This is a genomic window from Methylosoma difficile (genome assembly GCF_054657615.1).
In genome coordinates this window covers 93,903-117,287 of the sequence record NZ_BAAHYJ010000006.1, presented here as the reverse complement: position 1 = coordinate 117,287, position 23,385 = coordinate 93,903, and the positions used below count along the sequence as shown (strand labels likewise).

The window sequence follows — 23,385 nt, the reverse complement described above, 5'->3', positions numbered from 1 at the left end:
TGGGTTATGTTATGGATGGCTTTGTGCGTCTGCTACATAATACCTCTAATACGCACCTTATGTATGCTTTCTTTAAGATGCTAATACAGGTTATTTTCGTATATTGAAAGCAGCTATGATATGACTGAGCTTTTCAAGTTTTGATATATCTGTACGTTTTCAAACTAAGTACCTTAGCTGCTTATTTTGCAGTTTTTTTGTCATGAAATACGGGGACTTCGTTCAAATCAAGGCAATCTAACAATTCGAATTGACCTGCTTGTAAATTTCCATCGCAATTGAATTTATACCAGCGGACTGGGTTTTCTGTAGTTGCAAGAATATAGCTCATGTGTGTGCCTAAATTTAAGTTGTTAAAATAGCGTGTTATTAATTCTTTTTAATTTTGCGGTATCCACCGCCCATAAACTTTCCTAATTTGTCCCCAATCCTTATGCCCCATTTGCTGGGCGACCCAAAGCGGGTTTTCTCCTCTTGAAAGCAGAGTTGATGCAAATGTGTGTCTTGTTTGGTAAGGGTTGCGGTATTTCAGTCCGGCTTTTTTTAGTGCGGGTGTCCAGATAACTTTGCGGATGGCTTGGTCGTTTTTCCACGGCTCGCCGGTTCGGGAATCATGAAAAATGATGTCGTTGCTTTTTCCGTTGTGGGTTTGTTGGTTGAGTAGGGCTTGTTTGGCTTGGGGTTGTAGCATCACTTCCCGTGTTCCGGCATTGGTTTTCGTGCCTTTAAGATGTCCGCGTACTTTGGCATGGCGGACAAAAATTCGGTTGTTTTCCAGATCAACGTCCTCCCAGCGTAGGGCGATCAATTCCGACGTCCTCAGCCCCGACCAGAAGGCAAACTGAATCAAGTTCCGTTCTTGGCCTGCCAATTCGTTCAGGATTTTTTCGACTTCTGCGGCTGTGAAAGGTTCGGGTTCTCTGGTTTTTACGGAAAGGTTTTTAATCCGGTCTAGCGGGTTTTTGTCGATCATTTCATCCAGATACATTTCTTCGTACATTTGCCGAAGCGGTGTCAGGACATTGTTTTTGCGCTTGTTGGAAATAGGCAATTCTGACAACCATTGCTTAATCGTCATTGCCGTGAGTTCGGCAATTGCCAACGCTCCAAATGTCGGTATCAAATGATGATAAATCGCGCTGTTATAATCCCGCAGGGTGCTTTGTTGGAATCGCCCTTGGTTACGCTGAAACCATGCTTTTAAGCCTTCGCCTATGGTGTAGTGGTCAGGACGGGTTTTGCGGAATTCCTGTGCTTTTTTGCTGTGCGGGAAGTGTTTTAAATAGTCGAACGTGCCGCTTTTGATTTCGTACAAAATGGCTTGCCGTTTGAGTTGCAGCTCTTTTTGTGCGGCTTTGGTCGGCGGCATGGGCAAGGTTTCCCGACATCTCACGCCTTGGTAAGTAAAGGCGATTTGTGCGCTATTGCCGCGGATTGTTATGCCCCTTTGCCTGTTATCCATTCGTTGACTGCTTTGATATTGATATAAATTCTTCCGTTTGGGGCTTTATGCCAGTGGATTTCTTTCCGCCACTGCCCTTTTTTCTTGTATTGGCGTATTGCGTTTGGGGTAAGCCCTAGCAGTTCCGCGCATTTTTCAATCGTCACATAATTATTGCTAGGGATCATTGTTGCTCCTTGTCGATTTCAGCAACGCGACGCTCAACTTCTTCCTCGCTGTCAATCATGCCTTTGCCTTCAACTTTGCGTTTGCCCATGATGACCGCCCAAAAGCTGCCTAATTTTTCGGTGATGGCATAGCCGACGCTTTTTTTCTTGCCGAATTCGGTTATTTCTGGACACACATCTTTAAATTGGACGCCTAAAACTTTTTCATAACGTCGGTAAGTGGCGGGGTTGTGTATCAATTTAAGGACACGCCAGCCAAAATACTGCCCAAGTATCAGCGCACCCAGCGCACTTTCAAGGGTATTGCCTATGCCTCTAAATTCTCGGATTTGTTGCAAAATGATCTGTTCGGTTTCTTCGTTTAAAACGAGCAGTTTTTTAGGGTTGTTTTCCATTGCTTATAGTGACTTTAAAAGTTAATAGTGATTTTAATAATACACTATTGGTTTTAGTAGTCAATACTTCTAACAATCCAATAATTTGGCTTCTTTGTCGAATTCTTCTTTGGTGAATTGCTTTAATTCGTCATGAAACTTAACCACAACTTCGATTTGTTCGTTTAGTGTCAGCACGCCACAGACATGACCGATTAAGGTTATGTCGGTTTTTTTGGCGAGGGTGTTGGCATTTTTCTTAAGGACAACATGCCGATAAATTAGCTTAATGGCTTCATCGAGGGTGAATTCGTTCATGGCGTAGTTTTCCTGTAATGCGGGTTTAGTCATTTTTGTTTGCCTTCGTGTTGTGTTATTTGAGTCAGTACAGTTATTGATACAAGTCCAAGAAAAGCGGCTCCGCCCACGTTCCGTGAGGGTAAGCGTGCGGATTTGCTCGCAAAGTTTCCGAACGTTCTGTGGTCGACAACTGCGACGATGCGGGGCGGGGCGCGGCAAAAGCCGCCCCTTCCCGCACCGTCTCGCTGTCCCGATTGGTTGTTGTCCAGAAATGTTTGCGGGTATCGTGGCCTTGATTTTTCCAGATAATTCCGATGGCTTTGGGGGCTGGTTCGTTGCCGTAGCGGTCGGTTAGGGTAGGGATGATTTCACCGGTTTCTAGGTTGAGTTGTCTGCCGTAGCCATAGAATGGTTTGATGGCATGGTCACGGCGCTCCACTTCGTAACCACCCATTGCCAGCATAAAGGCAGCCCAATCGCTGGCGGTCGCTGTGGTTCGGATGGCTTCGAGTTCGCTATCATCGGTTTTCCCCAAGCGTCTTAGTTGCCGCCAAACGGTAACGCTAGGGCCGCCTATTTGTTGAAACTGACGGATTCCCCACGTGTTAGCCCATGCGGTGATCCGTTCGGCAGCTTCGTGGGCTTCGTTTCCGTATAGGTCTTGTTCCAAATGTTTCCCGTCGATATTTTTGGCGACATATTTGGCGATGTAACCAGCGGCTGTACCTTTGATAGGATCAATGGCAATCGCTTTGAAGCGGTGGGCTTTTGCACCTGGTTCGTTGCTGCTATCGGCTAGGGCATAATTCTGCATGATCTCGCGCATCGGTTGCCGATGTTCGGGTGGCATGAACAATAATAAATGCCAATGCGGTGTGCCATCATGATGTGGCTCGACCACTCGGAATCCATAGGGGCGAATATTTTGGCGGTGTAATTCCGCGCGGATTAACGCCCATAGGTGGGTGAGGTATTCGTGGGCTTGAAGTGTGGTTGTACCGTCAAAGCGCGGGTTGGCTAGTCCATTGTGTAGGCTAGCGTGCATCCTTGAAGGTGTGGTGAGGGTATAAAATTCGCCGACATGCCCAAATAAATTGGCTGCTATTTCAAAGCCTTTGATTCGCACCATCAACTCCCCGCGTCGGATGGCTGGATTGGATACGGTGCAGTTTGCTAAATCTTGCAGGGAAAAGCGTTCGCCCTGTTCGTTACAGGCAAACGTTGAGGACAGATAATGGCGATTAGCTTCCTTTTGTTTGCGTTTTAAGTTTACGGTGTAATCGCTGGCATAGCTGGAACGTAAACGGTTAACCAGTTCAACATTTCTGGCGACTGTTTCGAAACTTCGTATGCGTAATGTTTTTATTTTCCGAAACCACCACCGCCAGTCTGACATACGGTTGAGGGCAGGGCTTATGTTGCCATTTTTAATGGCGGGTGGACTAATACGGTAGGATTCGACAATTTTAAGGCAAGCGGAATAAGCTTCGGTGGTGTTTTTGATTTTTTGTTGGGCGTGCAGGCATTTTTCAGCGTAACGTTTTGCCGCGTTCTTTAGTTCGTCAGTAGGTGCGCATAGATTGAGTTCACCAATGTTCAATTGGTTATGTATTGCTAGAAGCTCTTGGTTGGCTTTTTCGTAGCTGGAGCGTTCGGTGGTTTTTTTGTAACGAAGAGCCAAATCAATGGCAATGGGCGCGAGTTCACTAAAAACGTGCTGGCGGAAGTGTCGGCAATCATCCGTGCCTAGGCGGGCTGTTAATGCATCGGCTTGGATGGCTTGTGGCAAATTTGTGTCAAATTTGTGCCACGATCGAGGCCTATTAAGACCATCGGAGACTAAAAGGGAGTTTTGAGAATATCCACTAAGACTCTGTTTTTCAAGGGTCTTAGTGGGTCTTGATTGGTCTATGGAAGACCAGAAAATGGTGGAGGCGGCGGGGATTGAACCCGCGTCCGCAAGCACTCCGCCTAAAGGTCTACATGCTTATCCCGTACTTTTGATTTAGTTGCTGGCTACCCGCCGGGCCAAGAAAACAAGCAACGATTCCGTAGGGTTTTAGCGCATCCACACCGGACGGATTTCAGCGCGATCTTATGTGAATGACCTCTGAGCGTCAGGCGAACCCGACTCTACCCGCATAAGCACAAATAGTCAGAGGAATGGAAGCTGTGTTTAAGCAGCAAGAGCCATTGAGTAGTTTTCGTCGTTTGCGAATACTTTTTTTCTGTATATTTTACGAGATTTACAGTCCTCGGCATGCACTCAAGGTTTTGCTACCCACGTCGAAGCCATGTCGCCCCCTTTTGTGAGCAACCATTCTAGCGGATTATGCTTGGTCTTGCTATGTTAATTCCGCCGGTGGCAAAGCCATTTTATGGGTTGGGGCTGATTTGTCCGTAAACTTCCAAGTATTGCGTGGCGCTGCGTTGCCATGAGAAGTCTTTTTGCATGGCTTGTTGTTGCATGTTTTCCCAGACGTTGGGCAGGCTGTAGAGGGTGATGGCGCGTTTGATGGTTTCCAGTAAGGCGCCGCTGCTGGCTTCGCTAAAGACCAGGCCGGTGGCGGTTTGGTTGGCTAGGTTTTGCGGGATGGCATCGACGACGGTGTCGGCAAGGCCGCCGGTTTTTCTGACGATGGGCAAGGTGCCGTAGCGTTGGCTGTACATTTGGTTCAGCCCGCAGGGTTCAAAGCGCGAGGGCATCAGGAAGACATCGGCACCGGCTTCGATTTGGTGGGCGAGGGCTTCGTTATAGCCAAGGGTGATGGCGATTTTGTCGGGGTATTGTTGGGCTAGGTTTTGCAGTTGTGATTCAAAGCTTTTGTCGCCTGCGCCCAGCAGGATGAATTGCATGGGCATGGTGAGTGCGGCGGGTAGGCAGTCGATGACGAGGTCGATGCCTTTTTGTTCGACCAGACGGCTGATAAGGCCAAACACGGGAATGCTGTCGTCCACCGGCAAGCCCATTTGTTGTTGCAAGGCGGCTTTGTTGGTTTTTTGGGCGGCGAGTTGGTCGGCGCTGTAGTTGGCGGCTAGATAGTCGTCGGTTGTGGGGTTCCAGTCGTCGTTGTCGATGCCGTTGAGGATGCCGATCAGTTTGTCATGCCGGTAGCTGAGCAGGCCTTCCAGTCCGCAGCCGTAGGTTTCGGTTTGGATTTCTTGGGCGTAGGTGGGGCTGACGGTGGTGAGGGCATCGGCATAAACCAAGCCGCCTTTCATGAAGGAGAGCATTTGGTGGAATTCTAAGCCTTCGGGTTGCCATAGCTGGCTGGGTATGTTCAGCGTGCCGACGCTTTCCGGCGGAAATACGCCTTGGTAGGCCAAGTTGTGCAGGGTGAAGACGCTGGCAGGGCGGTTGTCTTCCAGCGAGAGCAGGGCGGGCACTAAGCCGGTTTGCCAGTCGTTGCAGTGGACGATGTCGGGTTGCCAGTCTTGTTTGATGCGGTTCATGGCGACTTCGACGGCTACTTTGCAAAATAGGGCAAAGCGTTCGTCGTTGTTGGGCCAGGCTTCTCCGTTGGCATCGAGGTACGGGTTGCCGGGGTAGTTGAAGAAGGCGGGGTAGTCAATCAGCCATGCCAGTACGTCAGTGCCGGCGATGCGCGTTTCCAGCAGGTTGATGTTGCGGTTGTCCACGCGCAGCGAGCATAAGTAGCGAATGTCGCCACGCGAGCTGATGGCTTGGTAGTTGGGCAGCAGGATTCTGATGTCTTGCCCCAGTTCCGCTAGGGCTTTGGGGAGGCTGCCGGCAACGTCGGCAAGTCCGCCGGTTTTGATGAGCGGATGGGCTTCGCTGGCGACAAAGAGGATTTTCTTCATGGTGATTGTTCTTCTGAAATGATGCGCTGATGTTCGGCGGTTTGTTCAATGGGTGGGCGGTGTTGCCCGAGTGGGGATGCCGTCTGCGCGGTATGGCAAGCAGACGGCTTACACGGGGTTAGAGCTTTAGGATAATCGCCCCCAGTGGCGGCAGCGTCAGGTTTATGGAATGGGGTTGGTTCATCCATAGCCTAGGTTCGGAGCTGACCGCGCCATTGCCGGTGTTGCTGCCGTAGTAGTAATGCGAGTCTGAGTTGAAGATGACGTGGTAGGTGCCGGGGTTGGGGACGCCCACACGGTAATTTTCTCTGGGTACTGGCGTAAAGTTAAGCACGACAATGACTTCTTCAAATTCGCTTTTGCGCCGATAGCTGATGATGGATTGTTGCACATCGTGGCAATCCAGCCATTCGAAGCCTTGCGGGTCAAAATCATGGCTGAACAAGGCGGGCTGGGTTTTGTACAGATAATTCAAATCTTTAATTAATGTTTGCATACCTTTGTGGTGCGGGTATTCCAGCACGTACCAATCGAGGCTGCGGTTGAAATTCCATTCCGTACCTTGACCAAATTCACAGCCCATAAACAGCAGTTTTTTGCCAGGATAAGTAAACATGAAGGTAAACAGCAAACGCAGGTTGGCAAAGCGTTGCCATTCATCGCCCGGCATTTTGTTGATGAGCGAGCCTTTGCCGTGGACAACTTCATCGTGCGAGAAGGGCAGGGCAAAGTTTTCGCTAAAGGCGTAGAGCAGGCCGAAAGTCAGCTGGTTGTGGTGGTGCATACGGTGGATAGGGTCGTGGCTCATGTACGATAAGGTATCGTGCATCCAGCCCATATTCCATTTCATTGAGAAGCCTAATCCCCCCGTCCAAGTCGGTCGGGTCACCTGCGGCCATGCCGTGGATTCTTCAGCCATCACTACAGTGCCTGGGTGTTGGTCGTGGGTGACTTCGTTCAGCTCGCGCAAAAAGTCGATGGCTTCGAGGTTTTCTTTGCCGCCATAGCGGTTGGGTATCCAGTCGTTATGTTTGCGCGAGTAATCCAAGTACAACATGGACGCGACGGCATCGACACGCAAGCCGTCCAGATGGAATTCTTCCAGCCAGAAAACGGCGCTGGCGAGCAGGAAGTTTTTCACTTCGTTCCTGCCATAGTTGTAAATCAGCGTACCCCAATCGCGGTGTTCGCCTTTGCGGGGGTCTTCGTGTTCGTAGAGAGCGCTGCCATCAAAGCGCGACAGGGCAAAGCCGTCTTTGGGGAAATGGGCGGGAACCCAGTCCAAAATCACACCTATATTATTTTGGTGGCAGGTATCCACGAAATAACGGAAGTCGTCCGGCGTGCCGTGGCGGCTGGTAGGGGCAAAATAACCGGTGGTTTGGTAGCCCCAAGACGCATCGAGCGGATGTTCGGAAATGGGCAGCAATTCGATGTGGGTGAAGCCTAATTCCTTTGCATAAGCGACCAGCTCGACAGCCAATTCTTTGTAATTTAGAAAATTGCCTTGTTGGTCACGTTTCCACGAACCAAGATGCACCTCGTAGATCGAGATGGGTTCGTGCAGCCAGTCAAAATTGACACGGTTACCCATCCAGCGATGGTCGCGCCATTTGTAGCTGTTTTCATTAACGACGATGGATGATGTATTGGGGCGGAATTCAAACTGTTGACCGTAAGGGTCTGTTTTTAGAAGCAGTTGTTGAGTGTTACGGTTGAGGATTTCGAATTTATATAAGCATCCGCAGCTTAGCCCCGGCACAAACAATTCCCAGATGCCGCCTGCACCCAGATTACGCATAGGGTGGCTGCGACCATCCCAATGATTGAAGTCACCCACCACGCTGACGCGCTGGGCATTGGGGGCCCAAACGGCAAAATGCACGCCTTGGATGCCGTCTACTGTATGTAGATGCGCACCCAATTTTTTGTAGATATGCCAATGTTTGCCTTCGCCAAACAGGTGTTGGTCGAAATCTGGCAATTGGCTGCCAAAGCTGTAAGGATCGTGGCTAAGGTGGCTGGTGCCTGCCTTATCTAGCCAAGCCAGCTGATAATGCAGGGGTAGTTGGTCGCCATTTTTTATGTGGCCTATAAAAAAATCACTGCCGGTTATGCGTTCAAGGGGCAGGTTAATGTCTTGTAAAACAACGCTTTCAGCAAGTGGCATGAAAACCAAGAGTGTGTCGCCATGCAAGCCCAGTACGGTGAACGGGTCGTGATGGCGGGCTTCGATAATTTGCAAATGGTTTTCATCTAAGCTTTCGAAAGATAGGTTGTCTTTTGCCATTTTAGGGGAGGCAGTTTGTTTTACTGGTTCGGAAAGGCTGATGGGGGAAGTGTCTGCAAGCGGTTCTGCTGGGCTTGTTGATTGGGTTGCGGCAGTTGTAGAATCAAGTGTGTTTTTCGAACGCTTTTTCACTTTTATTGCCTCGGTGTAGTAAAATGTCAGTGAGTTCAATGTTACCAAACGCAACAGTGGTTGTGAAACTATTCCACGTGGAGATGCCCGATGTCCGATTCAGCCAATCAAAATATTCATCATTTAACCCGAAATACAATTGCACTAATTCTGGCAGGCGGTCGGGGTTCTCGCTTAATGAATATGACCGATTGGCGGGCTAAGCCAGCTGTGCCGTTTGGTGGTAAATTCCGAATTATTGATTTCCCCCTATCTAACTGCGTCAATTCCGGTATCCGTAAAATTGGCATCCTGACCCAATACAAAGCCGATTCGCTCATTCGTCACATCCAACAAGGTTGGGGCTTTTTGCGTGGTGAGTTTGGTGAATACGTTGATTTGATGCCTGCCCAGCAGCGTCATGATGAAGACTCTTGGTATAAAGGTACTGCCGATGCGGTTTTCCAAAATATCGACATTTTGCGCACCCGCAAACCCGAGCATATTTTGGTGTTGGCGGGCGACCATATTTACAAAATGAATTACGCCGAAATGCTGGCTGACCATGTCGCCAAAAAGGCCGATCTGACTATTGGCTGTATCGAAGTGTCCTTGGAAGAGGCGACGGCTTTTGGCGTGATGGATGTCGATGGCAACCGTCGGGTTAAAGCGTTTGTTGAAAAGCCAGCCAACCCGCCGGTTATGCCAGGCCGCACCGATACCGCTTTGGCGTCAATGGGCATTTACATTTTCAATGCGGCGTTTTTGTTCGAGCAATTGCTGAAAGATGCTGACACCAAATTGTCTTCGCACGATTTTGGTAAAGACATTATCCCGTCCGTTATCGACAAGTACATCGTCAATGCCTACCCGTTCTTGGATTTGCAAAGCGGCGAGCAAAGCTACTGGCGTGATGTCGGTACGATTGATGCCTACTGGGCCGCCAATATGGAATTGATTGGCGTTAAACCCGATATGAACCTGTATGACAAAACCTGGCCTATTTGGACCTATCAGGAACAAACCCCACCCGCCAAATTTGTCTTTGACGAAGACGACCGTCGCGGCTCGGCGGTTGATTCGATGGTATCGGGCGGTTGTGTCATTTCAGGTGCAAAAGTTAGACATTCCTTATTGTTTTCTAACGTTAGGGTAAACTCTTACACAACTTTGCAAGACAGTATTGTTTTGCCTAATGCCAATATTGGTAGACATTGCCGTATTACCAAGGCCATCATCGAAAAGAACTGCGATATTCCGGAAAATACCATCATTGGTGAAAACCGTGCCGACGATGAAAAACGTTTCCACGTAAGTCCAGGTGGTGTAGTGTTGGTAACACCGGATATGTTGGGTCAAAAACTGCATTACGTTAGGTAAACTATCGGCATGTTGCTTGCGATGGGTTAAAACGAGGTAATTAGCTGTTTTTTCTGGCAAAAACACAGAATGTTCGTGGCGCCTCAAACGGGGACGCTGCGAACAAAGCAAGACCCTTTCATCGCGTTATGGGTGAAAGGGGTTAGGGCTTGAGGCAACGCATCCGGGTAAAACTATTAAATCAGGGACATTTACGGTGAAAGAACTTCTTAATAAACGCCGGGCAGGCATTCTACTGCACATTACCTCATTACCCACTGGCGACTTTGGTAAAGATGCTTATTATTTCGTCGATTTTCTGCATGATTGCGGCATAACCGTCTGGCAAACCTTGCCGTTGGGGATGACCCATTCCGACGGCTCACCTTACCAATCCCTTTCCGCACACGCTGGCAACACGGCGCTTATTAATATCGAAAAGCTGGTCGAAAAAAACTGGCTGCTGGTTTCTGAACAGTGCGAACAATGCCAAGGTACACCATCATTCAATAAATGCTGCCTATTGACGAAAGCCTACCAAGGCTTTTTAGAGCGTGCCGAAACGGAAGATAAAAAAGCCTTCAAGCAGTTCTGCAAAGACAAAGCCTTTTGGTTGGACGATTTCGCCTTGTTTATGGCGCTGCGCAACGAATTTAACCAGCAATCTTGGAATAATTGGTCCGAACCGTTAAAAGAACGCGAAAGCAAAGCCATTAAAGCCGCCGCCAAACGCCTAAAAGAAACTATTGACCGCTACAAATTTGAACAATTTGTGTTCTTTACACAATGGATGGCGATTAAGGACTATGCCAACCAACGCGGTGTTTTCGTCTTTGGCGACATCCCTATTTTTGTTTCTTACGATAGCGCCGATGTTTGGGCAAACCGCAAAGTATTCAAACTCGACAACAGCGGCCAGATGTCGGTCGTGGCGGGTGTGCCACCGGATTATTTTTCCGAAACCGGACAGCGTTGGGGCAATCCCCATTACAACTGGCAATACTTGCAAGAGACGGGGTTCGCTTGGTGGCTTGACAGGATGCGCACGCAAATTGAGCAGTTCGATATTTTAAGGATTGACCATTTCCGTGGCTTAGAGGCTGCATGGGAAATCCCTGCCGATCAAGAAACCGCGCAAATTGGGCAGTGGGCTAAAGCGCCAGGCTGGCAATTGCTGGAAGCTTTTAAAAAGGAACTGGGTTCAATTGCTTTGGTGGCGGAAGATTTGGGCATCATCACGCCGGAAGTAGAAGCTTTGCGCGATGACTTTGATCTGCCGGGCATGAAAATTTTGCAATTCGCTTTTGGCGGCGGCCCTGACAACCCTTATTTGCCTGACAACTACGACCGGAATTGTGTGGTCTACACCGGTACGCACGACAACGACACCACTTTAGGTTGGTCGCAAAAAATACCCGATTATGAAAAACACTACATTCATGATTACCTTAGCAACCCGTCCATTTCCCTGCATTGTGCGTTAATCCAAGCGGCACTGTCGTCGGTTGCTAATTTGGCGGTCATCCCTATGCAAGATATTTTGGAATTAGGTTCCGAACATCGGATGAATACGCCAGGTACAACGGTAGGCAACTGGAGCTGGTGTTTCCATTGGGAGCAGCTGACGCCAGAGCGTGCCGGACGATTATCGTATTTGGTCGGCTTGTTTAACCGTAAATAAAGCGGGCATGAGCAGTCAAGACAAGCTGTTTCAGGCTACCGGTAGGGTGGAAGATTTTACTTTCGACGAACGTGTCGCCCATGTTTTCGACGACATGGTCGCCAGAAGCATCCCCTTCTATCATGAAATCCAACGCATCCAAGCCGATTTGGTGATGGATTTTTTGCCAGAACAGGGTGGGGTGGTTTGCGATTTGGGTTGTTCCACCGGAACCAGCATTGAGTATTTAAGCCAGCATACGCAATGCCCTGAGGATGTCCGTTTTCTGGGATATGACAACTCGCAGGCGATGCTAGATAAAGCCGCCGACAAACTTGGCGGGGCAATTGCTGCTGGAAAAGTGCAGTTGCATTGCGCTGATCTTAGCGATATGCCGCCATTACCCGCTTGCCACGTTGCTATCTTGAATTGGACTTTGCAGTTCGTCAGGCCGTTGGCGCGGGAAACCTTGTTGGCTAACGTTTTTGATGCGTTACAGCCGGGTGGCGTTTTGTTGTTGTCAGAAAAAATTCTCGGCAATGACAGTATGCTCAATCGAGTTTATATCGACCATTTTTTACATTTTAAAAGCAGCCAGCGTGGTTACACCGATGCCGAAAACCAGCGCAAACGGGAAGCGTTAGAAAATGTCCTGATCCCTTACCGTTTGGACGAAAATATGGCTTTGCTTAAGCGGGCGGGTTTTACCCGTATGGATACTTATTTCCAGTGGTTTAATTTCGTTTGCATCATTGCCGTGAAAGCTTGATGTGGGTTGGCGGTTATCCGCGCCCAAGATGACGCTTAACTTATCTGTTACCAAATCAGCTAGGTTTTTGCAATAACTGAGTAAATTGTTAAACTATTCACACTTTTTGTGAGTTTAGGTCATTAATAGCTGACGTTACGTCAGTGTTTATCTGCTTTACCAACAAAACCAGCACACGATTCCGTGCGTTATTCTGATACTACAACCCAATAACTATTTTGGCTGTCCGGTTCCCTGTAACCAAGCCTTATGCAATTTTACGCCAATGTTTGTTGGCAGTAGCTGCCCGTACCCTGAAATGGATGACTGATTGGGTCGATGCAGCCAATATGGAGAGGTTCTCATGAAGAAAATAGAATACAAAACGAAGCCCGGAAACTCCTACCCGTCTGGTGTCAGGCCAAATAGCGGTGGTGTTAATTTTTCTATTTTCAGCCGCCATGCCACCCAAGTGGAATTGTTGTTGTTCCATAGTGCTGAATGCGAAGAGCCTTTCCAAATTATCCGCCTGCAAGAAGACCTCAACCGAACCTTTTTCTCTTGGCATATTTATGTATGCAAATTGCCAATGGGGACTTGGTATGCGTGGCGTATGGACGGCCCTAACCGCTTGCGGGAATCGGGCTTCAGTTTTGATAAGCAAAAACTATTGATTGATCCTTGGGCGCGGGTGGTCAGCGATAAGCTATGGAGCCGTAAAGCCGCTTGCTTACCGGGCGACAATATGAAATCAGCCATGCGCTGTATGGTGGTTGATGGCGGTCATTACGATTGGGAAGGCGATGTGCCTTTGCGTATCAGCAGCGAAAAAGCCATTCTCTATGAAGTCCATGTCGGCGGCTTTACCAAACACGCCTCATCAAAAGTCCAACACCCCGGTACTTTTTCGGGTTTGATTGAAAAAATCCCCTATTTGAAAAACCTAGGCATCACCCATGTCGAATTGTTGCCGGTGATGGCTTTTGACGAGCAAGATGTGCCTGCCAATACCGCCGAGCGGGGACTGAAAAACTATTGGGGATATAGCACCCACAGTTTTTTTAGCCCTCATCCTGGTTACTGCGTCACACCCGAACAAGGCACGCACCTTAACGAATTCCGCGATTTGGTCAAAGCCCTGCATAAAGCCGGTATTGGCGTGATTATGGATGTGGTGTTTAACCATACCTCCGAAGCCGGTGCTAACGGTCCGGTCATCAATTTCAGAGGAGTGGGCGGCGATATTTTTTATCATTTGGACCATCACGATAAAAGCATCTTCCGCGATTACACCGGCTGCGGCAACACCGTCAATGCCAACCATCCGCTGGTGGCGGGCTTTATCATCAACTGTTTGGAATACTGGGTTACGGAAATGCATGTTGACGGTTTCCGCTTCGATTTAGCCAGCGCGTTGGCAAGAGGCGAAAATGGCGATGTCTTGCATGATCCACCGGTTTTATGGGGCATTGAATTGTCCAAAGAACTGGCGAAAACCAAGCTGATTGCCGAAGCTTGGGATGCCGCAGGCCTCTATCAAGTCGGTAGCTTCCCCGGCTACCGTTGGGCGGAATGGAACGGGCGCTACCGCGACACCGTGCGCCGTTTCGTACGCGGCGATCATGGCTTGGTCACCGAATTGGCAACACGACTGTGCGGCAGTAGCGATTTATACGAACACCAAGGTCGTTTGCCGATCAGCAGCATCAACTTCGTCACCTGCCACGACGGCTTCACGTTGTATGACTTGTTCAGCTACAACAGCAAACATAACGATGCCAATGGCGAAAGCAACCGCGACGGCTGTAACAATAATTTAAGCTATAACTGCGGTGCAGAAGGCGAAACGGCTGACCAACATATCCAAATCATCCGTCGGCGCAAAGCCAAAAATGCATTTGCCATTTTATTGCTTAGCCAAGGCGTTCCTATGCTGTTGGCGGGTGATGAGTTTTTGAATAGCCAACAAGGCAACAACAACGGCTATTGCCAAGACAATGCCCTCAGCTGGTTGGATTGGACAGATGCCGAGCATAACGCCGATATGGTGCGCTTTGTACAAGCCATGATTGCTTTAAGAAAACGCCATAGCTCTATTATGCGGCGGCGCTTTTTGACGGGTCGGGTTATCGAAGGCAAAAACATGCCCGACATTGCTTGGCATGGCGCCAATCTATACGAGCCGCTCTGGTTCGAACAAGATGCGCGGCTATTGGCCTTCACCTTGGCGGGCGTTGAAGAAGACGAGGCCGACTTGCATGTGGTCATGAATATGTCCGATCAAGCCATCACCATCGATTTACCGGTGATTGCACACCGAAATTGGTGCTTGGCTTTGGACACGTGCTTGCCATCGCCTGAGGATGTTATCGTCCCCGCCTTGCAAAAACCGCTGGGCAAATCGGTTTATGATGTGCATCCGTTGTCTGTCTTGGTGTTTGAAAATCAGCCAATATAAACTTACCGCCAAGCGTTCCCGCTTAACAATCTAACCCAGCAAAGCCGACAGCCGTCGGCTTTTTTATTAGGCGCACTATGTATTTCCAAGGCGTAAAAAAAACCATCGTTACCCGTCCGCTGCCCAATCACCCCACCCAATTCGGTGATTTGCACCCGTTGTTGCAACGCTTATTTTTAACCAGAGGTATCACCTATATTGACGAGCTGGACCGATCCTTAAATAAATTGCCATCACCTTGGCTGTTGTTGGGCATGGAAACAATGGTGGCGTATTTGCAGTCAGCACTTACGAGGCAACTACGTATCTGCATTGTTGCCGATTTTGATGCCGATGGCGCGACCAGTTGCGCAGTTGCCATGCAGGGCTTGCGCTTGATGGGGGCGCAAAACCTATCATTCGTGGTGCCGAACCGCTTTGAATACGGTTATGGCTTAACGCCGGAAATTGTTGAATTGGTCAAACAACAGCAGGCTGATGTCATCATCACCGTTGATAACGGCATTTCCAGCCTTGAAGGTGTGGCGGCTGCGCAAGCCGCCGGTATTGCCGTTTTAATTACCGACCACCATTTGCCGGGTCACGAGCTGCCCAAAGCCGAAGCCATCGTCAACCCCAATTTAGCTAACGACATCTTTCCCAGCAAAGCCATTGCCGGTGTTGGCGTGATTTTCTATGTACTGATGGCATTAAGAAGCCGTCTCCGTGAAGCCAATTGGTTTGCAGAGCAGGCTTTGCCAGAACCCAACCTAGGCCGTCTGCTTGATTATGTGGCTTTGGGTACGGTTGCCGATGTGGTGGCGTTGGATGCCGTTAACCGAACCTTGGTCTACCAAGGCTTGATGCGCATTCGCGGCGGCAATGCCCATCCAGGGTTATTGGCACTGATAGACGCGGCAGGCAAAAATGCGGAAACCTTGACGGCATCGGACTTGGGCTTTTCTTTGGGGCCGCGCCTCAATGCGGCGGGGCGTATCGACGACATGACGTTGGGCATCCAATGCCTGTTGGCAGAAGATTCGCAGACCGCCAAAACCATTGCCGTGCGTTTGGATGCTTTGAATAACGAACGCCGCGATATTGAAGGGCAAATGAAATTTGAAGCGATGGCTTTGTTGGAGCAAAGTCTCGCTTTGGAAAAACAACACATGCCCGCCGGTGTCTGTTTGTACGATGCCAGCTGGCATCAGGGCGTGATTGGCATTTTAGCGGCAAGGGTAAAAGACCGTTTGCATCGACCGGTGATTTGTTTTGCACCCGCCGGTAAGGATTTGCTGAAAGGTTCGGCGCGTTCAATTGCGGGCTTGCATATCCGCGATGCACTGAGCGATGTCGCGGTCGCGCATCCGAAAATTTTGGATAAATTTGGCGGACACGCGATGGCGGCGGGGCTGACGTTGAAAATGCATGATTATCCGGCTTTTGCGTTGGCGTTCAACGAGGTGGTCGAAACCCGTTTGGCAGGTGTCGATTTGGAACAAAAAGTCGTCGTTGATGGTGAACTGACAGAGCAGGAGTTGGGTGTTGATTTGGCGGTGCAGCTGGAACAGGCGGCAACATGGGGGCAGGGCTTTCCTGAGCCGATGTTTAGCGGTGTCTTTGAGGTAGTACAAGTGCGGGTGGTCGGTCAGCGGCATTTGAAATGGGTGCTGCGTAAACCGGGTGGGCATAAGCTGCTGGATGCGATTGTCTTTTTTGTCGATGCCCCCGAGCAGTGGCTAGGGATAAGAAAAATTAAGGCGGCCTATAAATTGGAAATCAACGAGTATCGGGGCAACCGTTCGTTGCAACTTATGCTCCAGTATTTTGAAAAAATGGCATAAAAAAAGGGCGGTCAGACCGCCCTTTTTGTTGTTAGCTGAGAAGCTTATTTTTTGGCTTCTTTTGCTTTTTCGGCTGGCGCTTCAGCCGGTTTGCTTGATTCTTCTTTAGCTGGCGCTTTTTCTTCAACCACTTTTTCGTCAATGATGACTTCTTTTTCTACCGTTTTACCAGAAGCGTCTTTCACTTCCACTTGCTCTACCGTTTCTTCAACGACAGGCTGTGCTTCTGCGGCAGGTTTAGCTTCAGGTGCTTTTGGTTTTTCTTCAGTCAATGGAATCAGAATCTCAACTTGCGCTTGTTTACGCATGCTTTCGATCATGTTTTGCAATTTTTGACGTTGCAAGAAAGGCGTCAATTGTTCTTTAACCGCTTCCAAGGGGGGCGGTGTTTGTTTGCGTGAGTCTTCTTTCAAGATCACGTGCCAGCCAAATTGGGTTTGCACGGGCGTTTTGGTGTATTTGCCATTTTCTAAAGCAACAACCGCTTTTGAGAAAGGCTCAACCATTTGACCTGGCAAGAACCAGCCCAAATCACCGCCGTTTTGTGCTTCTTTGCCGTCCAAAGAGTTTTTGTTCGCCAATTTGGCAAAATCGCCGCCTTTGTCCAATTCGGCAATGATCTTTTTCGCTTCATCTTCAGTTTTCACTAAGATGTGGCGTGCTTTGTATTCGGTGCCTGCGTCGCCGGCGACTTTTTTGTCGTATTCGGCTTTGATTTCTTCATCAGTCACAGGGCTGGTTTTCATGAAGTTTTGTACAACTGCTTGGGTCAGGATGGCTTTTCTGGCTTCATCCAATTGGGCTAAAACTTCAGGTGATTTGTCCAATTGTTTTTTGACGGCATCTTGTACCAACAATTCGCGTTGTACCAATTCTTCAACCAATTTGTCTTTTGGGAACGCTTGGCCTTGACCGCGTGCAGCCAAATCTTTTTGCAGGTTTTCAAAAGTGGATTTGGCAATGTAGTTGCCGTTAACCACTGCAATGGCATCAGCTTTGTTGATAGTTGGCGCTGGGCTGCTGCTTGTTCCGGCAGGTTGTTCACAACCGGCAATCAATGCGGAGCTGATAACAAGCAATGGGATGAACTTAGTTTTCATTTACTGATTTCCTTTATTGTCTTCAGAGGGTGAGAGGGCGTTAATGCCAAGGGCATGAATTTGATCTTTCATTAACTCGCCTAAGGCTTGGTAAATCAGCTGATGGCGTTGCACCAGGGTTTTACCTTCAAAAGCTTCGGCAATAATGGTCACATGATAATGTCCGCCGCCTTTTCTGGCGCCGGCATGACCGGCATGGGCCGCGCTATTGTCAATAATTTCCAAAAGATCGGGTTGGAAAGCGTCAGTCAGTTGGCGTTTGATTAAATCGGCTGTCATGTTGGAAATACTTTTTTAAAGGGTTTGACTAAGACGTTGGCGTACACGCCAGCAATAAGATAGGGATCGGCATCGGCCCACGCCTGTGCATCGGCAAGGCTGGCAAATTCGGCAACCACCAAGCTGCCAGTAAATGCTGCCGCGCCTGGGTTTTCGGCATCAACCGCAGGGTGCGGGCCTGCCAGCACCAAACGGCCTTCATCTTGCAGTGTTTGTAGCCTATTAAGATGGTCTGGACGCGCAGACAGCCTTTTGTCAAGACTATCAGCAACATCCTCACTGATTATTGCGTATAGCACAAGTTATTTCTCGGTTTCGGGGATATGTTTATAAAGGAATGCCATTTGCACGGCAATGAACAGAACCATCAGGCCCGGCACGCCAAAAGTCTTGAAGGTGACCCAATCGTCGGTGCTGAAATTGAACATGACATACAGGTTGATAAAACCCACCGCCATAAAAAAACAGCCCCACATCAGGTTCAAACGTTTCCAAATGGCTTCTGGCAAACTTAGACTGGCTGACATCATCCGTTCGATTAAGTTCTTTTTGCCAAAAAAATGGCTGCCCAAAAAGGCCAAGCCAAACAGCCATTCAATAATCGATAACTTCCATTTAATAAATTGCTCATCCTGCAAATACAAGGTCAGTCCGCCCATGACCACGACCAGACCTAAGGTAATCCATTGCATAGGCTCCACTTTGCGGTGACGGAACCAAGCAAAAGCCACTTGGATGATGGTGGCGACGATAACCGTAGCCGTTGCTACATAAATATCGTAAGCCTTATAGGCAATAAAAAATAAAACAATCGGGAAAAATTCGTAAAGCTGTTTCATAGTAGCCAGATTAGAAGACTTTAAAGCAAGGGCAAACATCCGCTTCGGACAACCCCAAGCGCGGCGTATTGTAGAATCATTGCTGTTGAATGTACATGCCCGCCCCAGCCTTTCTGCTAGAATGCCGTGATACCGAGATGCCATCAATATAAGGAGAACTTATGGATTTGACACAACAAACTGAACTGGAAGCCGCCGCCTTCCGCCGCCTGCTTGCCCACCTACAGCAACATCCCGAAGCACAAAATATTGACTTGATGATCTTGGCGGATTTTTGCCGTAATTGCCTAGCCAAATGGTATGCCGCCGCAGCCCAAGAACGCGACCTTGATGTCGGTTATGAACAAGCGCGGGAAGTGGTTTACGGCATGCTGTACAGTGAATGGAAGGAAAAATTCCAACCAGACGCAACCCCAGAACAATTGGCGGCTTACGAGTTGAAGCTTCAGCAAAAAAAGGATTGATTTTTGGTATTGGCGGTACGGTTTGCCATGCCCTAAGCCATTGCCATTCCAGCTAATTTAGGTTTTGCCAAATTAAAGCCCGCCAATTGACAAGCCCGCCTCAAGCTGCTATTTTCGTTTGGCACTCTATTTAAGAGAGTGCTAAAAGTTATCGAGGTCAACGTGGCAAAACCTACAACGTTAAACGAGCGCTCACTGCAATTACTGAAAAATCTGATTGAACGCTACATCAGCGACGGGCAGCCGGTCGGTTCGCGCGTGTTGTCTAAAGATTCCGAACTTAACTTAAGCCCTGCCACCATACGCAACGTCATGGCGGATTTGGAAGATTTGGGTTTGGTGCATTCGCCGCATACCTCGGCAGGGCGGGTGCCGACGGTGCAAGGCTACCGCTTGTTTGTCGATAGCTTGCTGACGGTTAAGCCGCTTGATGCCCAAGAAATCAAACGTTTGCACAAAGGGTTGCTGGCTAAGGAAGATCCGTCCGATGTCGTCAATTCCGCGTCCCGATTATTGGCGGAATTGACGCAAATGGCGGGTGTCGTCACCTTGCCCAAGCGCGAAGTGGTTTGTCTGCGCCATATCGAATTTTTACCGTTGTCACACGGTCGGGTGCTGGTGATTTTTGTCACCAACGAGCAAGAAGTCCACAATAAAATCATCCAAACCAACAAGTTGTTCAGCCCTGCCGAATTGCAGCAAGCTGCCAATTATCTGAACGCCATTTACAGCGGGCGCAGCCTTGCCGCCGTGCGCGAAGCGGTGTTGAAAGAACTGCAAGAAGACCAGGAGCGCATGAACCAAGGCATGCTCGATGCCATCCGCATGGCGCAGCTGACGTTTGAGGTCGATCCCAATCAAGACGATTATGTGCTGGCGGGCGAAACTAATCTGATGGGTTTTTCCGAATTGGCAGACCGCGACCATCTCAAGCAATTGTTCGAAGCCTTCAGCCAAAAGCAAACTGTTATCCATCTGCTTGACCAATCCTTGAAAAGTGCCGGTGTGCAGATTTTTATCGGCAAAGAATCCGGCTATCAAGTTTTTGACCAGCTAAGCTTGGTCACTTCGCCTTATTCCGTCAACGACGAAGTGGTTGGCGTTTTAGGTGTTATTGGCCCCACACGCATGGCTTATGAAAAAATCATCCCCTTTGTCGATGTAACGGCAAAATTATTAGGCGCAGCCTTGAATCCCAAATCAACATCCCCATTGTAAGTAATCAGATGCGCACGACTTGGTGGCACAGCCAAGCCAGTGGCTTTTATTGATGACTTATCCGCAACAATCTTAAGGTAAACAAATGAGTAACGACCAGGAAACGCCTGACGCACAGGTTGAAGAAACTGTTGTTGAACAGGAAGCCGCTGCTGAGGCAAACACTGCCGAAGTGGTTGAAGAAAATCATGCCGAAGTCGGCGAGCATGAGTACACGTTAGATGAGCTTAAAAAAGAGCTAGAAGAAACTAAGCAAAAAGCCCATGAAAACTGGGATAAAGCCGTCCGCACCCAAGCTGAGATGGAAAACCTGAAACGCCGCACCCAAAAAGATTTGGAAGACGCGCATAAATTTGCCTTAACCGGTTTTGCCAAAGAATTGCTTTCCGTCATGGATAGCTTGGTGCTGGGTTTGCAGGCCGCTTCAGGCGATAGCGAAGAAGTCACCAAATTTAGGGAAGGCAGCGAGCTGACCATCAAACAGTTGGAAGCCGCATTTAGCAAATTCAATATTATCACCGTTGATCCGCTCGGTCAGCCCTTCAGTGCCGAGCAGCACCAAGCGGTACTCATGCAAGCCGTAGAAGGCGCAGAGCCGAACACGGTCGTCAATGTCTTTCAAAAAGGCTACATGCTCAATGGTCGGTTATTACGTCCGGCGATGGTTGTGGTCGCAAAAGCTGCAGACTAAAGACTTGAAACCCACAAAATAGCCCTTATATCGGTAATAACATTTACATTTACAAAAAAATTCGGAGCATTCAATGGCTAAAATTATTGGCATAGACTTAGGAACCACCAACTCTTGCGTAGCGGTATTGGAAAACGGCGTTGCAAAAGTGATTGAAAACAGCGAAGGTGCGCGCACCACCCCTTCTATCATTGCTTTCAGCAGCGACGACGAAGTGCTGGTAGGACAATCGGCAAAACGCCAAGCGGTCACCAACCCTAAAAACACCTTATTTGCGATCAAACGTCTGATTGGTCGCCGCTTCAAAGACGATGTCGTGCAAAAAGACATCAACATGGTGCCTTACAAAATTACCGAAGCAGAAAACGGCGACGCTTGGGTGGAAGTCAACGGCAAAAAAATGGCGGCACCAGAAATTTCTGCCCGCGTGTTGATGAAAATGAAAAAAGATGCCGAAGCGTATTTGGGCGAAGAAGTCACCGAAGCGGTCATCACCGTACCGGCGTATTTTAACGATTCACAACGCCAAGCCACCAAAGATGCAGGCCGCATTGCCGGTTTGGACGTTAAACGTATCATCAACGAACCTACCGCTGCGGCGTTGGCGTTCGGTATGGACAAACCAAAAGGCGACACCAAAATTGCCGTTTATGACTTAGGTGGTGGTACATTTGACGTTTCCATTATTGAAATTGCCGAAATCGACGGCGAACATCAGTTCGAAGTTTTGGCAACCAACGGCGATACTTTCTTAGGTGGTGAAGACTTTGACTCACGCGTCATCGAATATTTGGCGGACGAGTTCAAAAAAGACACTGGCGTGGATTTGCACAACGACCCATTGGCTTTGCAACGCTTAAAAGAAGCGGCGGAAAAAGCCAAAATCGAATTGTCATCCAGCCAACAAACCGATGTGAATTTGCCTTACATCACCGCTGATGCGACGGGTCCAAAACACTTAAACGTCAAATTGACCCGCGCCAAATTGGAGTCTTTGGTTGACGAGCTGATTTTGCGCACCAAAGCGCCTTGCGAAATGGCTTTGAAAGATGCGGGTGTGTCGGCTTCACAAATCCAAGACGTGATTTTGGTCGGCGGTCAAACCCGTATGCCCAAAGTGCAAGAAATGGTGAAAAGCATTTTCGGTCAAGAACCGCGCAAAGACGTCAATCCAGACGAAGCCGTGGCCTTGGGTGCAGCTATCCAAGCTGGTGTGTTGGCGGGCGACGTGAAAGACGTGTTGTTGCTGGACGTGATTCCGTTGTCGTTGGGTATTGAAACCATGGGCGGTATCTTGACCAAATTGATCGAGAAAAACACCACCATCCCCACTAACGCGGCACAAGTGTTCTCGACTGCGGATGACAACCAAACTGCGGTGACCATCCATGTCTTGCAAGGTGAACGCGAGCGTGCGTCGGCAAACAAATCATTGGGCAAGTTCGATTTGGCAGATATTCCGCCAGCACCACGCGGCGTGCCACAAATTGAAGTGTCTTTCGACATTGATGCCAACGGTATTTTGAACGTATCGGCAAAAGACAAAGCCACCGGCAAAAAACAATCGATTGTTATCAAAGCCTCCAGCGGTTTGTCGGATGAAGAAGTTGAACGCATGATTAAAGATGCCGAAGCCCATGCCGATGAAGACCGTAAGTTGCATGAATTGGTACAAGCCCGCAACCAAGCCGATGGCATGATCCACGCGACCGAAAAATCGCTGAAAGAATTTGCCGACCAAGTGGAAGCCGGTGAAAAAGCCAGCATTGAAGCCGCGATGGAAGCCTTGAAAGAAGCCGTTAAAGGTGACGACAAAGACGACATCGAAAGCAAAACCAATGCTTTGACCGAAGCGGCAGGCAAATTAGCTGAGCGTGTTTACGCCCAAAAAGGTGCCGCAGACGGCGCACAAGCGGCGGGCGGTTCTGCACCGGCTGACGATGGCGTGGTGGATGCGGAATTTGAAGAAGTTAAAGAAGACAAGTAAACCACAATCCTGATTTGCCGTCCGGCAAGCCAGCAGCAAAATTCGTCGGGCGGTTCTTTTGCATAGAACCGCCCTTCGGATTTTTTGTGTTTTAGTCATGGTAGGATGTGCTGAACGAAGGGAGGCGCATCATTAAACCATCGTGGTTTCGGCTTTTTAAAGGTAAGCACAGCGTACCCTACGACTACCAAGCCAATACCGAATTGCAAAACTGTTATCCGTAACTGATTTTA

General features: G+C 48.9%; 19 protein-coding genes, 1 other RNA gene and 1 pseudogene. 9 read left to right on the top strand and 12 right to left on the bottom strand.

Going from position 1 to position 23,385, the window contains the following annotated elements:
• Positions 1-379 precede the first annotated feature (379 nt).
• From ACYQ1O_RS15420 to glgB, 8 genes are all read right to left on the bottom strand, one after another.
• A complete protein-coding gene (locus ACYQ1O_RS15420; RefSeq protein WP_459993025.1) occupies positions 380-1,462 on the bottom strand; it encodes a site-specific integrase in 1,083 nt (360 codons plus the stop codon).
• A complete protein-coding gene (xisR, locus tag ACYQ1O_RS16905) occupies positions 1,438-1,629 on the bottom strand; it encodes an excisionase family protein (RefSeq protein WP_488199436.1) in 192 nt (63 codons plus the stop codon). The genes ACYQ1O_RS15420 and xisR overlap by 25 nt, the downstream gene beginning before the upstream one ends.
• Complete coding sequence (locus tag ACYQ1O_RS15415; RefSeq protein WP_459993023.1) at positions 1,626-2,024, bottom strand: hypothetical protein; 399 nt, start codon at positions 2,022-2,024, stop codon at positions 1,626-1,628. Before ACYQ1O_RS15415 ends, xisR begins: the two co-directional genes overlap by 4 nt.
• A 69-nt stretch (positions 2,025-2,093) precedes the next feature.
• Complete coding sequence (locus ACYQ1O_RS15410) at positions 2,094-2,354, bottom strand: hypothetical protein (protein WP_459993022.1); 261 nt, start codon at positions 2,352-2,354, stop codon at positions 2,094-2,096.
• 40 nt (positions 2,355-2,394) lie between these two features.
• Complete coding sequence (locus ACYQ1O_RS15405) at positions 2,395-4,092, bottom strand: replication endonuclease (RefSeq protein WP_459993020.1); 1,698 nt, start codon at positions 4,090-4,092, stop codon at positions 2,395-2,397.
• Between the two features lie 137 nt (positions 4,093-4,229).
• Positions 4,230-4,608: a transfer-messenger RNA gene (gene ssrA / locus ACYQ1O_RS15400) on the bottom strand.
• A 71-nt stretch (positions 4,609-4,679) separates the two neighbouring features.
• Positions 4,680-6,125: a glycogen synthase GlgA gene (gene glgA, locus ACYQ1O_RS15395; RefSeq protein WP_459993018.1), complete on the bottom strand. Its 1,446-nt coding sequence runs from the start codon at positions 6,123-6,125 to the stop codon at positions 4,680-4,682.
• A 118-nt stretch (positions 6,126-6,243) separates the two neighbouring features.
• Positions 6,244-8,415: a 1,4-alpha-glucan branching protein GlgB gene (gene glgB, locus ACYQ1O_RS15390; protein WP_459993203.1), complete on the bottom strand. Its 2,172-nt coding sequence runs from the start codon at positions 8,413-8,415 to the stop codon at positions 6,244-6,246.
• 222 nt (positions 8,416-8,637) lie between these two features.
• Here glgB and glgC point away from each other — a divergent pair, with 222 nt between their 5' ends.
• The 5 genes from glgC to recJ all read left to right on the top strand — a co-directional run bounded on the left by glgC (position 8,638) and on the right by recJ (position 16,574).
• Entirely contained in the window at positions 8,638-9,906 is a 1,269-nt protein-coding gene (gene glgC, locus ACYQ1O_RS15385; protein WP_459993017.1) for a glucose-1-phosphate adenylyltransferase, read from the top strand.
• A 196-nt stretch (positions 9,907-10,102) separates the two neighbouring features.
• Positions 10,103-11,566 (top strand): 4-alpha-glucanotransferase, encoded by a 1,464-nt coding sequence (gene malQ / locus ACYQ1O_RS15380; RefSeq protein ID WP_459993016.1) that lies wholly within the window; start codon positions 10,103-10,105, stop codon positions 11,564-11,566.
• Between the two features lie 7 nt (positions 11,567-11,573).
• Complete coding sequence (gene cmoA / locus ACYQ1O_RS15375) at positions 11,574-12,314, top strand: carboxy-S-adenosyl-L-methionine synthase CmoA (protein ID WP_459993015.1); 741 nt, start codon at positions 11,574-11,576, stop codon at positions 12,312-12,314.
• A gap of 343 nt (positions 12,315-12,657) precedes the next feature.
• Positions 12,658-14,751 carry a glycogen debranching protein GlgX gene (gene glgX, locus ACYQ1O_RS15370; RefSeq protein ID WP_459993014.1) on the top strand — a complete coding sequence of 698 codons (2,094 nt, stop codon included), beginning with the start codon at positions 12,658-12,660 and terminating at the stop codon, positions 14,749-14,751.
• A 77-nt stretch (positions 14,752-14,828) separates the two neighbouring features.
• A complete protein-coding gene (recJ, locus tag ACYQ1O_RS15365) occupies positions 14,829-16,574 on the top strand; it encodes a single-stranded-DNA-specific exonuclease RecJ (protein ID WP_459993012.1) in 1,746 nt (581 codons plus the stop codon).
• A 44-nt stretch (positions 16,575-16,618) separates the two neighbouring features.
• On the opposite strand, the gene ACYQ1O_RS15360 is transcribed toward recJ, so the two are convergent.
• Genes ACYQ1O_RS15360 through ACYQ1O_RS15345 form a run of 4 tightly spaced genes read right to left on the bottom strand, consistent with a single transcriptional unit; the run spans position 16,619 to position 18,792 of the window.
• A complete protein-coding gene (locus ACYQ1O_RS15360; protein WP_459993009.1) occupies positions 16,619-17,674 on the bottom strand; it encodes a peptidylprolyl isomerase in 1,056 nt (351 codons plus the stop codon).
• Positions 17,675-17,953: a BolA family protein gene (locus ACYQ1O_RS15355; protein ID WP_459993008.1), complete on the bottom strand. Its 279-nt coding sequence runs from the start codon at positions 17,951-17,953 to the stop codon at positions 17,675-17,677.
• Positions 17,950-18,252 (bottom strand): YciI family protein, encoded by a 303-nt coding sequence (locus tag ACYQ1O_RS15350; RefSeq protein ID WP_459993006.1) that lies wholly within the window; start codon positions 18,250-18,252, stop codon positions 17,950-17,952. Before ACYQ1O_RS15350 ends, ACYQ1O_RS15355 begins: the two co-directional genes overlap by 4 nt.
• Positions 18,253-18,255: 3 nt before the next feature.
• A complete protein-coding gene (locus ACYQ1O_RS15345) occupies positions 18,256-18,792 on the bottom strand; it encodes a septation protein A (RefSeq protein WP_459993005.1) in 537 nt (178 codons plus the stop codon).
• 161 nt (positions 18,793-18,953) lie between these two features.
• Between ACYQ1O_RS15345 and ACYQ1O_RS15340 the strand changes: the two genes are divergently transcribed.
• The 4 genes and pseudogenes from ACYQ1O_RS15340 to dnaK form a co-directional block, all read left to right on the top strand.
• Positions 18,954-19,256, top strand: a complete 303-nt coding sequence (locus tag ACYQ1O_RS15340; RefSeq protein ID WP_459993003.1) for a DUF1244 domain-containing protein — start codon at positions 18,954-18,956, stop codon at positions 19,254-19,256.
• A 162-nt stretch (positions 19,257-19,418) separates the two neighbouring features.
• Complete coding sequence (gene hrcA / locus ACYQ1O_RS15335; RefSeq protein WP_459993001.1) at positions 19,419-20,474, top strand: heat-inducible transcriptional repressor HrcA; 1,056 nt, start codon at positions 19,419-19,421, stop codon at positions 20,472-20,474.
• A gap of 85 nt (positions 20,475-20,559) precedes the next feature.
• Positions 20,560-21,165, top strand: coding sequence for a nucleotide exchange factor GrpE (grpE, locus tag ACYQ1O_RS15330; RefSeq protein WP_459992999.1), 606 nt, complete (start codon positions 20,560-20,562; stop codon positions 21,163-21,165).
• 70 nt (positions 21,166-21,235) lie between these two features.
• Positions 21,236-23,152: pseudogene (gene dnaK, locus ACYQ1O_RS15325) on the top strand (molecular chaperone DnaK); the annotation flags it as partial.
• Positions 23,153-23,385: the final 233 nt, after the last annotated feature.

Excerpts from the sequence above, each read along its gene's own strand:
- glgX (WP_459993014.1), top strand. The coding sequence starts at position 12,658 with ATGAAGAAAATAGAATACAAAACGAAGCCCGGAAACTCCTACCCGTCT.
- glgA (WP_459993018.1), bottom strand. The coding sequence starts at position 6,125 with ATGAAGAAAATCCTCTTTGTCGCCAGCGAAGCCCATCCGCTCATCAAA.
- ACYQ1O_RS15340 (WP_459993003.1), top strand. The coding sequence starts at position 18,954 with ATGGATTTGACACAACAAACTGAACTGGAAGCCGCCGCCTTCCGCCGC.
- ACYQ1O_RS15345 (WP_459993005.1), bottom strand. The coding sequence starts at position 18,792 with ATGAAACAGCTTTACGAATTTTTCCCGATTGTTTTATTTTTTATTGCC.
- cmoA (WP_459993015.1), top strand. The coding sequence starts at position 11,574 with ATGAGCAGTCAAGACAAGCTGTTTCAGGCTACCGGTAGGGTGGAAGAT.
- ACYQ1O_RS15360 (WP_459993009.1), bottom strand. The coding sequence starts at position 17,674 with ATGAAAACTAAGTTCATCCCATTGCTTGTTATCAGCTCCGCATTGATT.
- glgC (WP_459993017.1), top strand. The coding sequence starts at position 8,638 with ATGTCCGATTCAGCCAATCAAAATATTCATCATTTAACCCGAAATACA.
- ACYQ1O_RS15355 (WP_459993008.1), bottom strand. The coding sequence starts at position 17,953 with ATGACAGCCGATTTAATCAAACGCCAACTGACTGACGCTTTCCAACCC.
- ACYQ1O_RS15415 (WP_459993023.1), bottom strand. The coding sequence starts at position 2,024 with ATGGAAAACAACCCTAAAAAACTGCTCGTTTTAAACGAAGAAACCGAA.
- xisR (WP_488199436.1), bottom strand. The coding sequence starts at position 1,629 with ATGATCCCTAGCAATAATTATGTGACGATTGAAAAATGCGCGGAACTG.
- glgB (WP_459993203.1), bottom strand. The coding sequence starts at position 8,415 with ATGGCAAAAGACAACCTATCTTTCGAAAGCTTAGATGAAAACCATTTG.
- ACYQ1O_RS15410 (WP_459993022.1), bottom strand. The coding sequence starts at position 2,354 with ATGACTAAACCCGCATTACAGGAAAACTACGCCATGAACGAATTCACC.
- grpE (WP_459992999.1), top strand. The coding sequence starts at position 20,560 with ATGAGTAACGACCAGGAAACGCCTGACGCACAGGTTGAAGAAACTGTT.
- ACYQ1O_RS15420 (WP_459993025.1), bottom strand. The coding sequence starts at position 1,462 with ATGGATAACAGGCAAAGGGGCATAACAATCCGCGGCAATAGCGCACAA.
- recJ (WP_459993012.1), top strand. The coding sequence starts at position 14,829 with ATGTATTTCCAAGGCGTAAAAAAAACCATCGTTACCCGTCCGCTGCCC.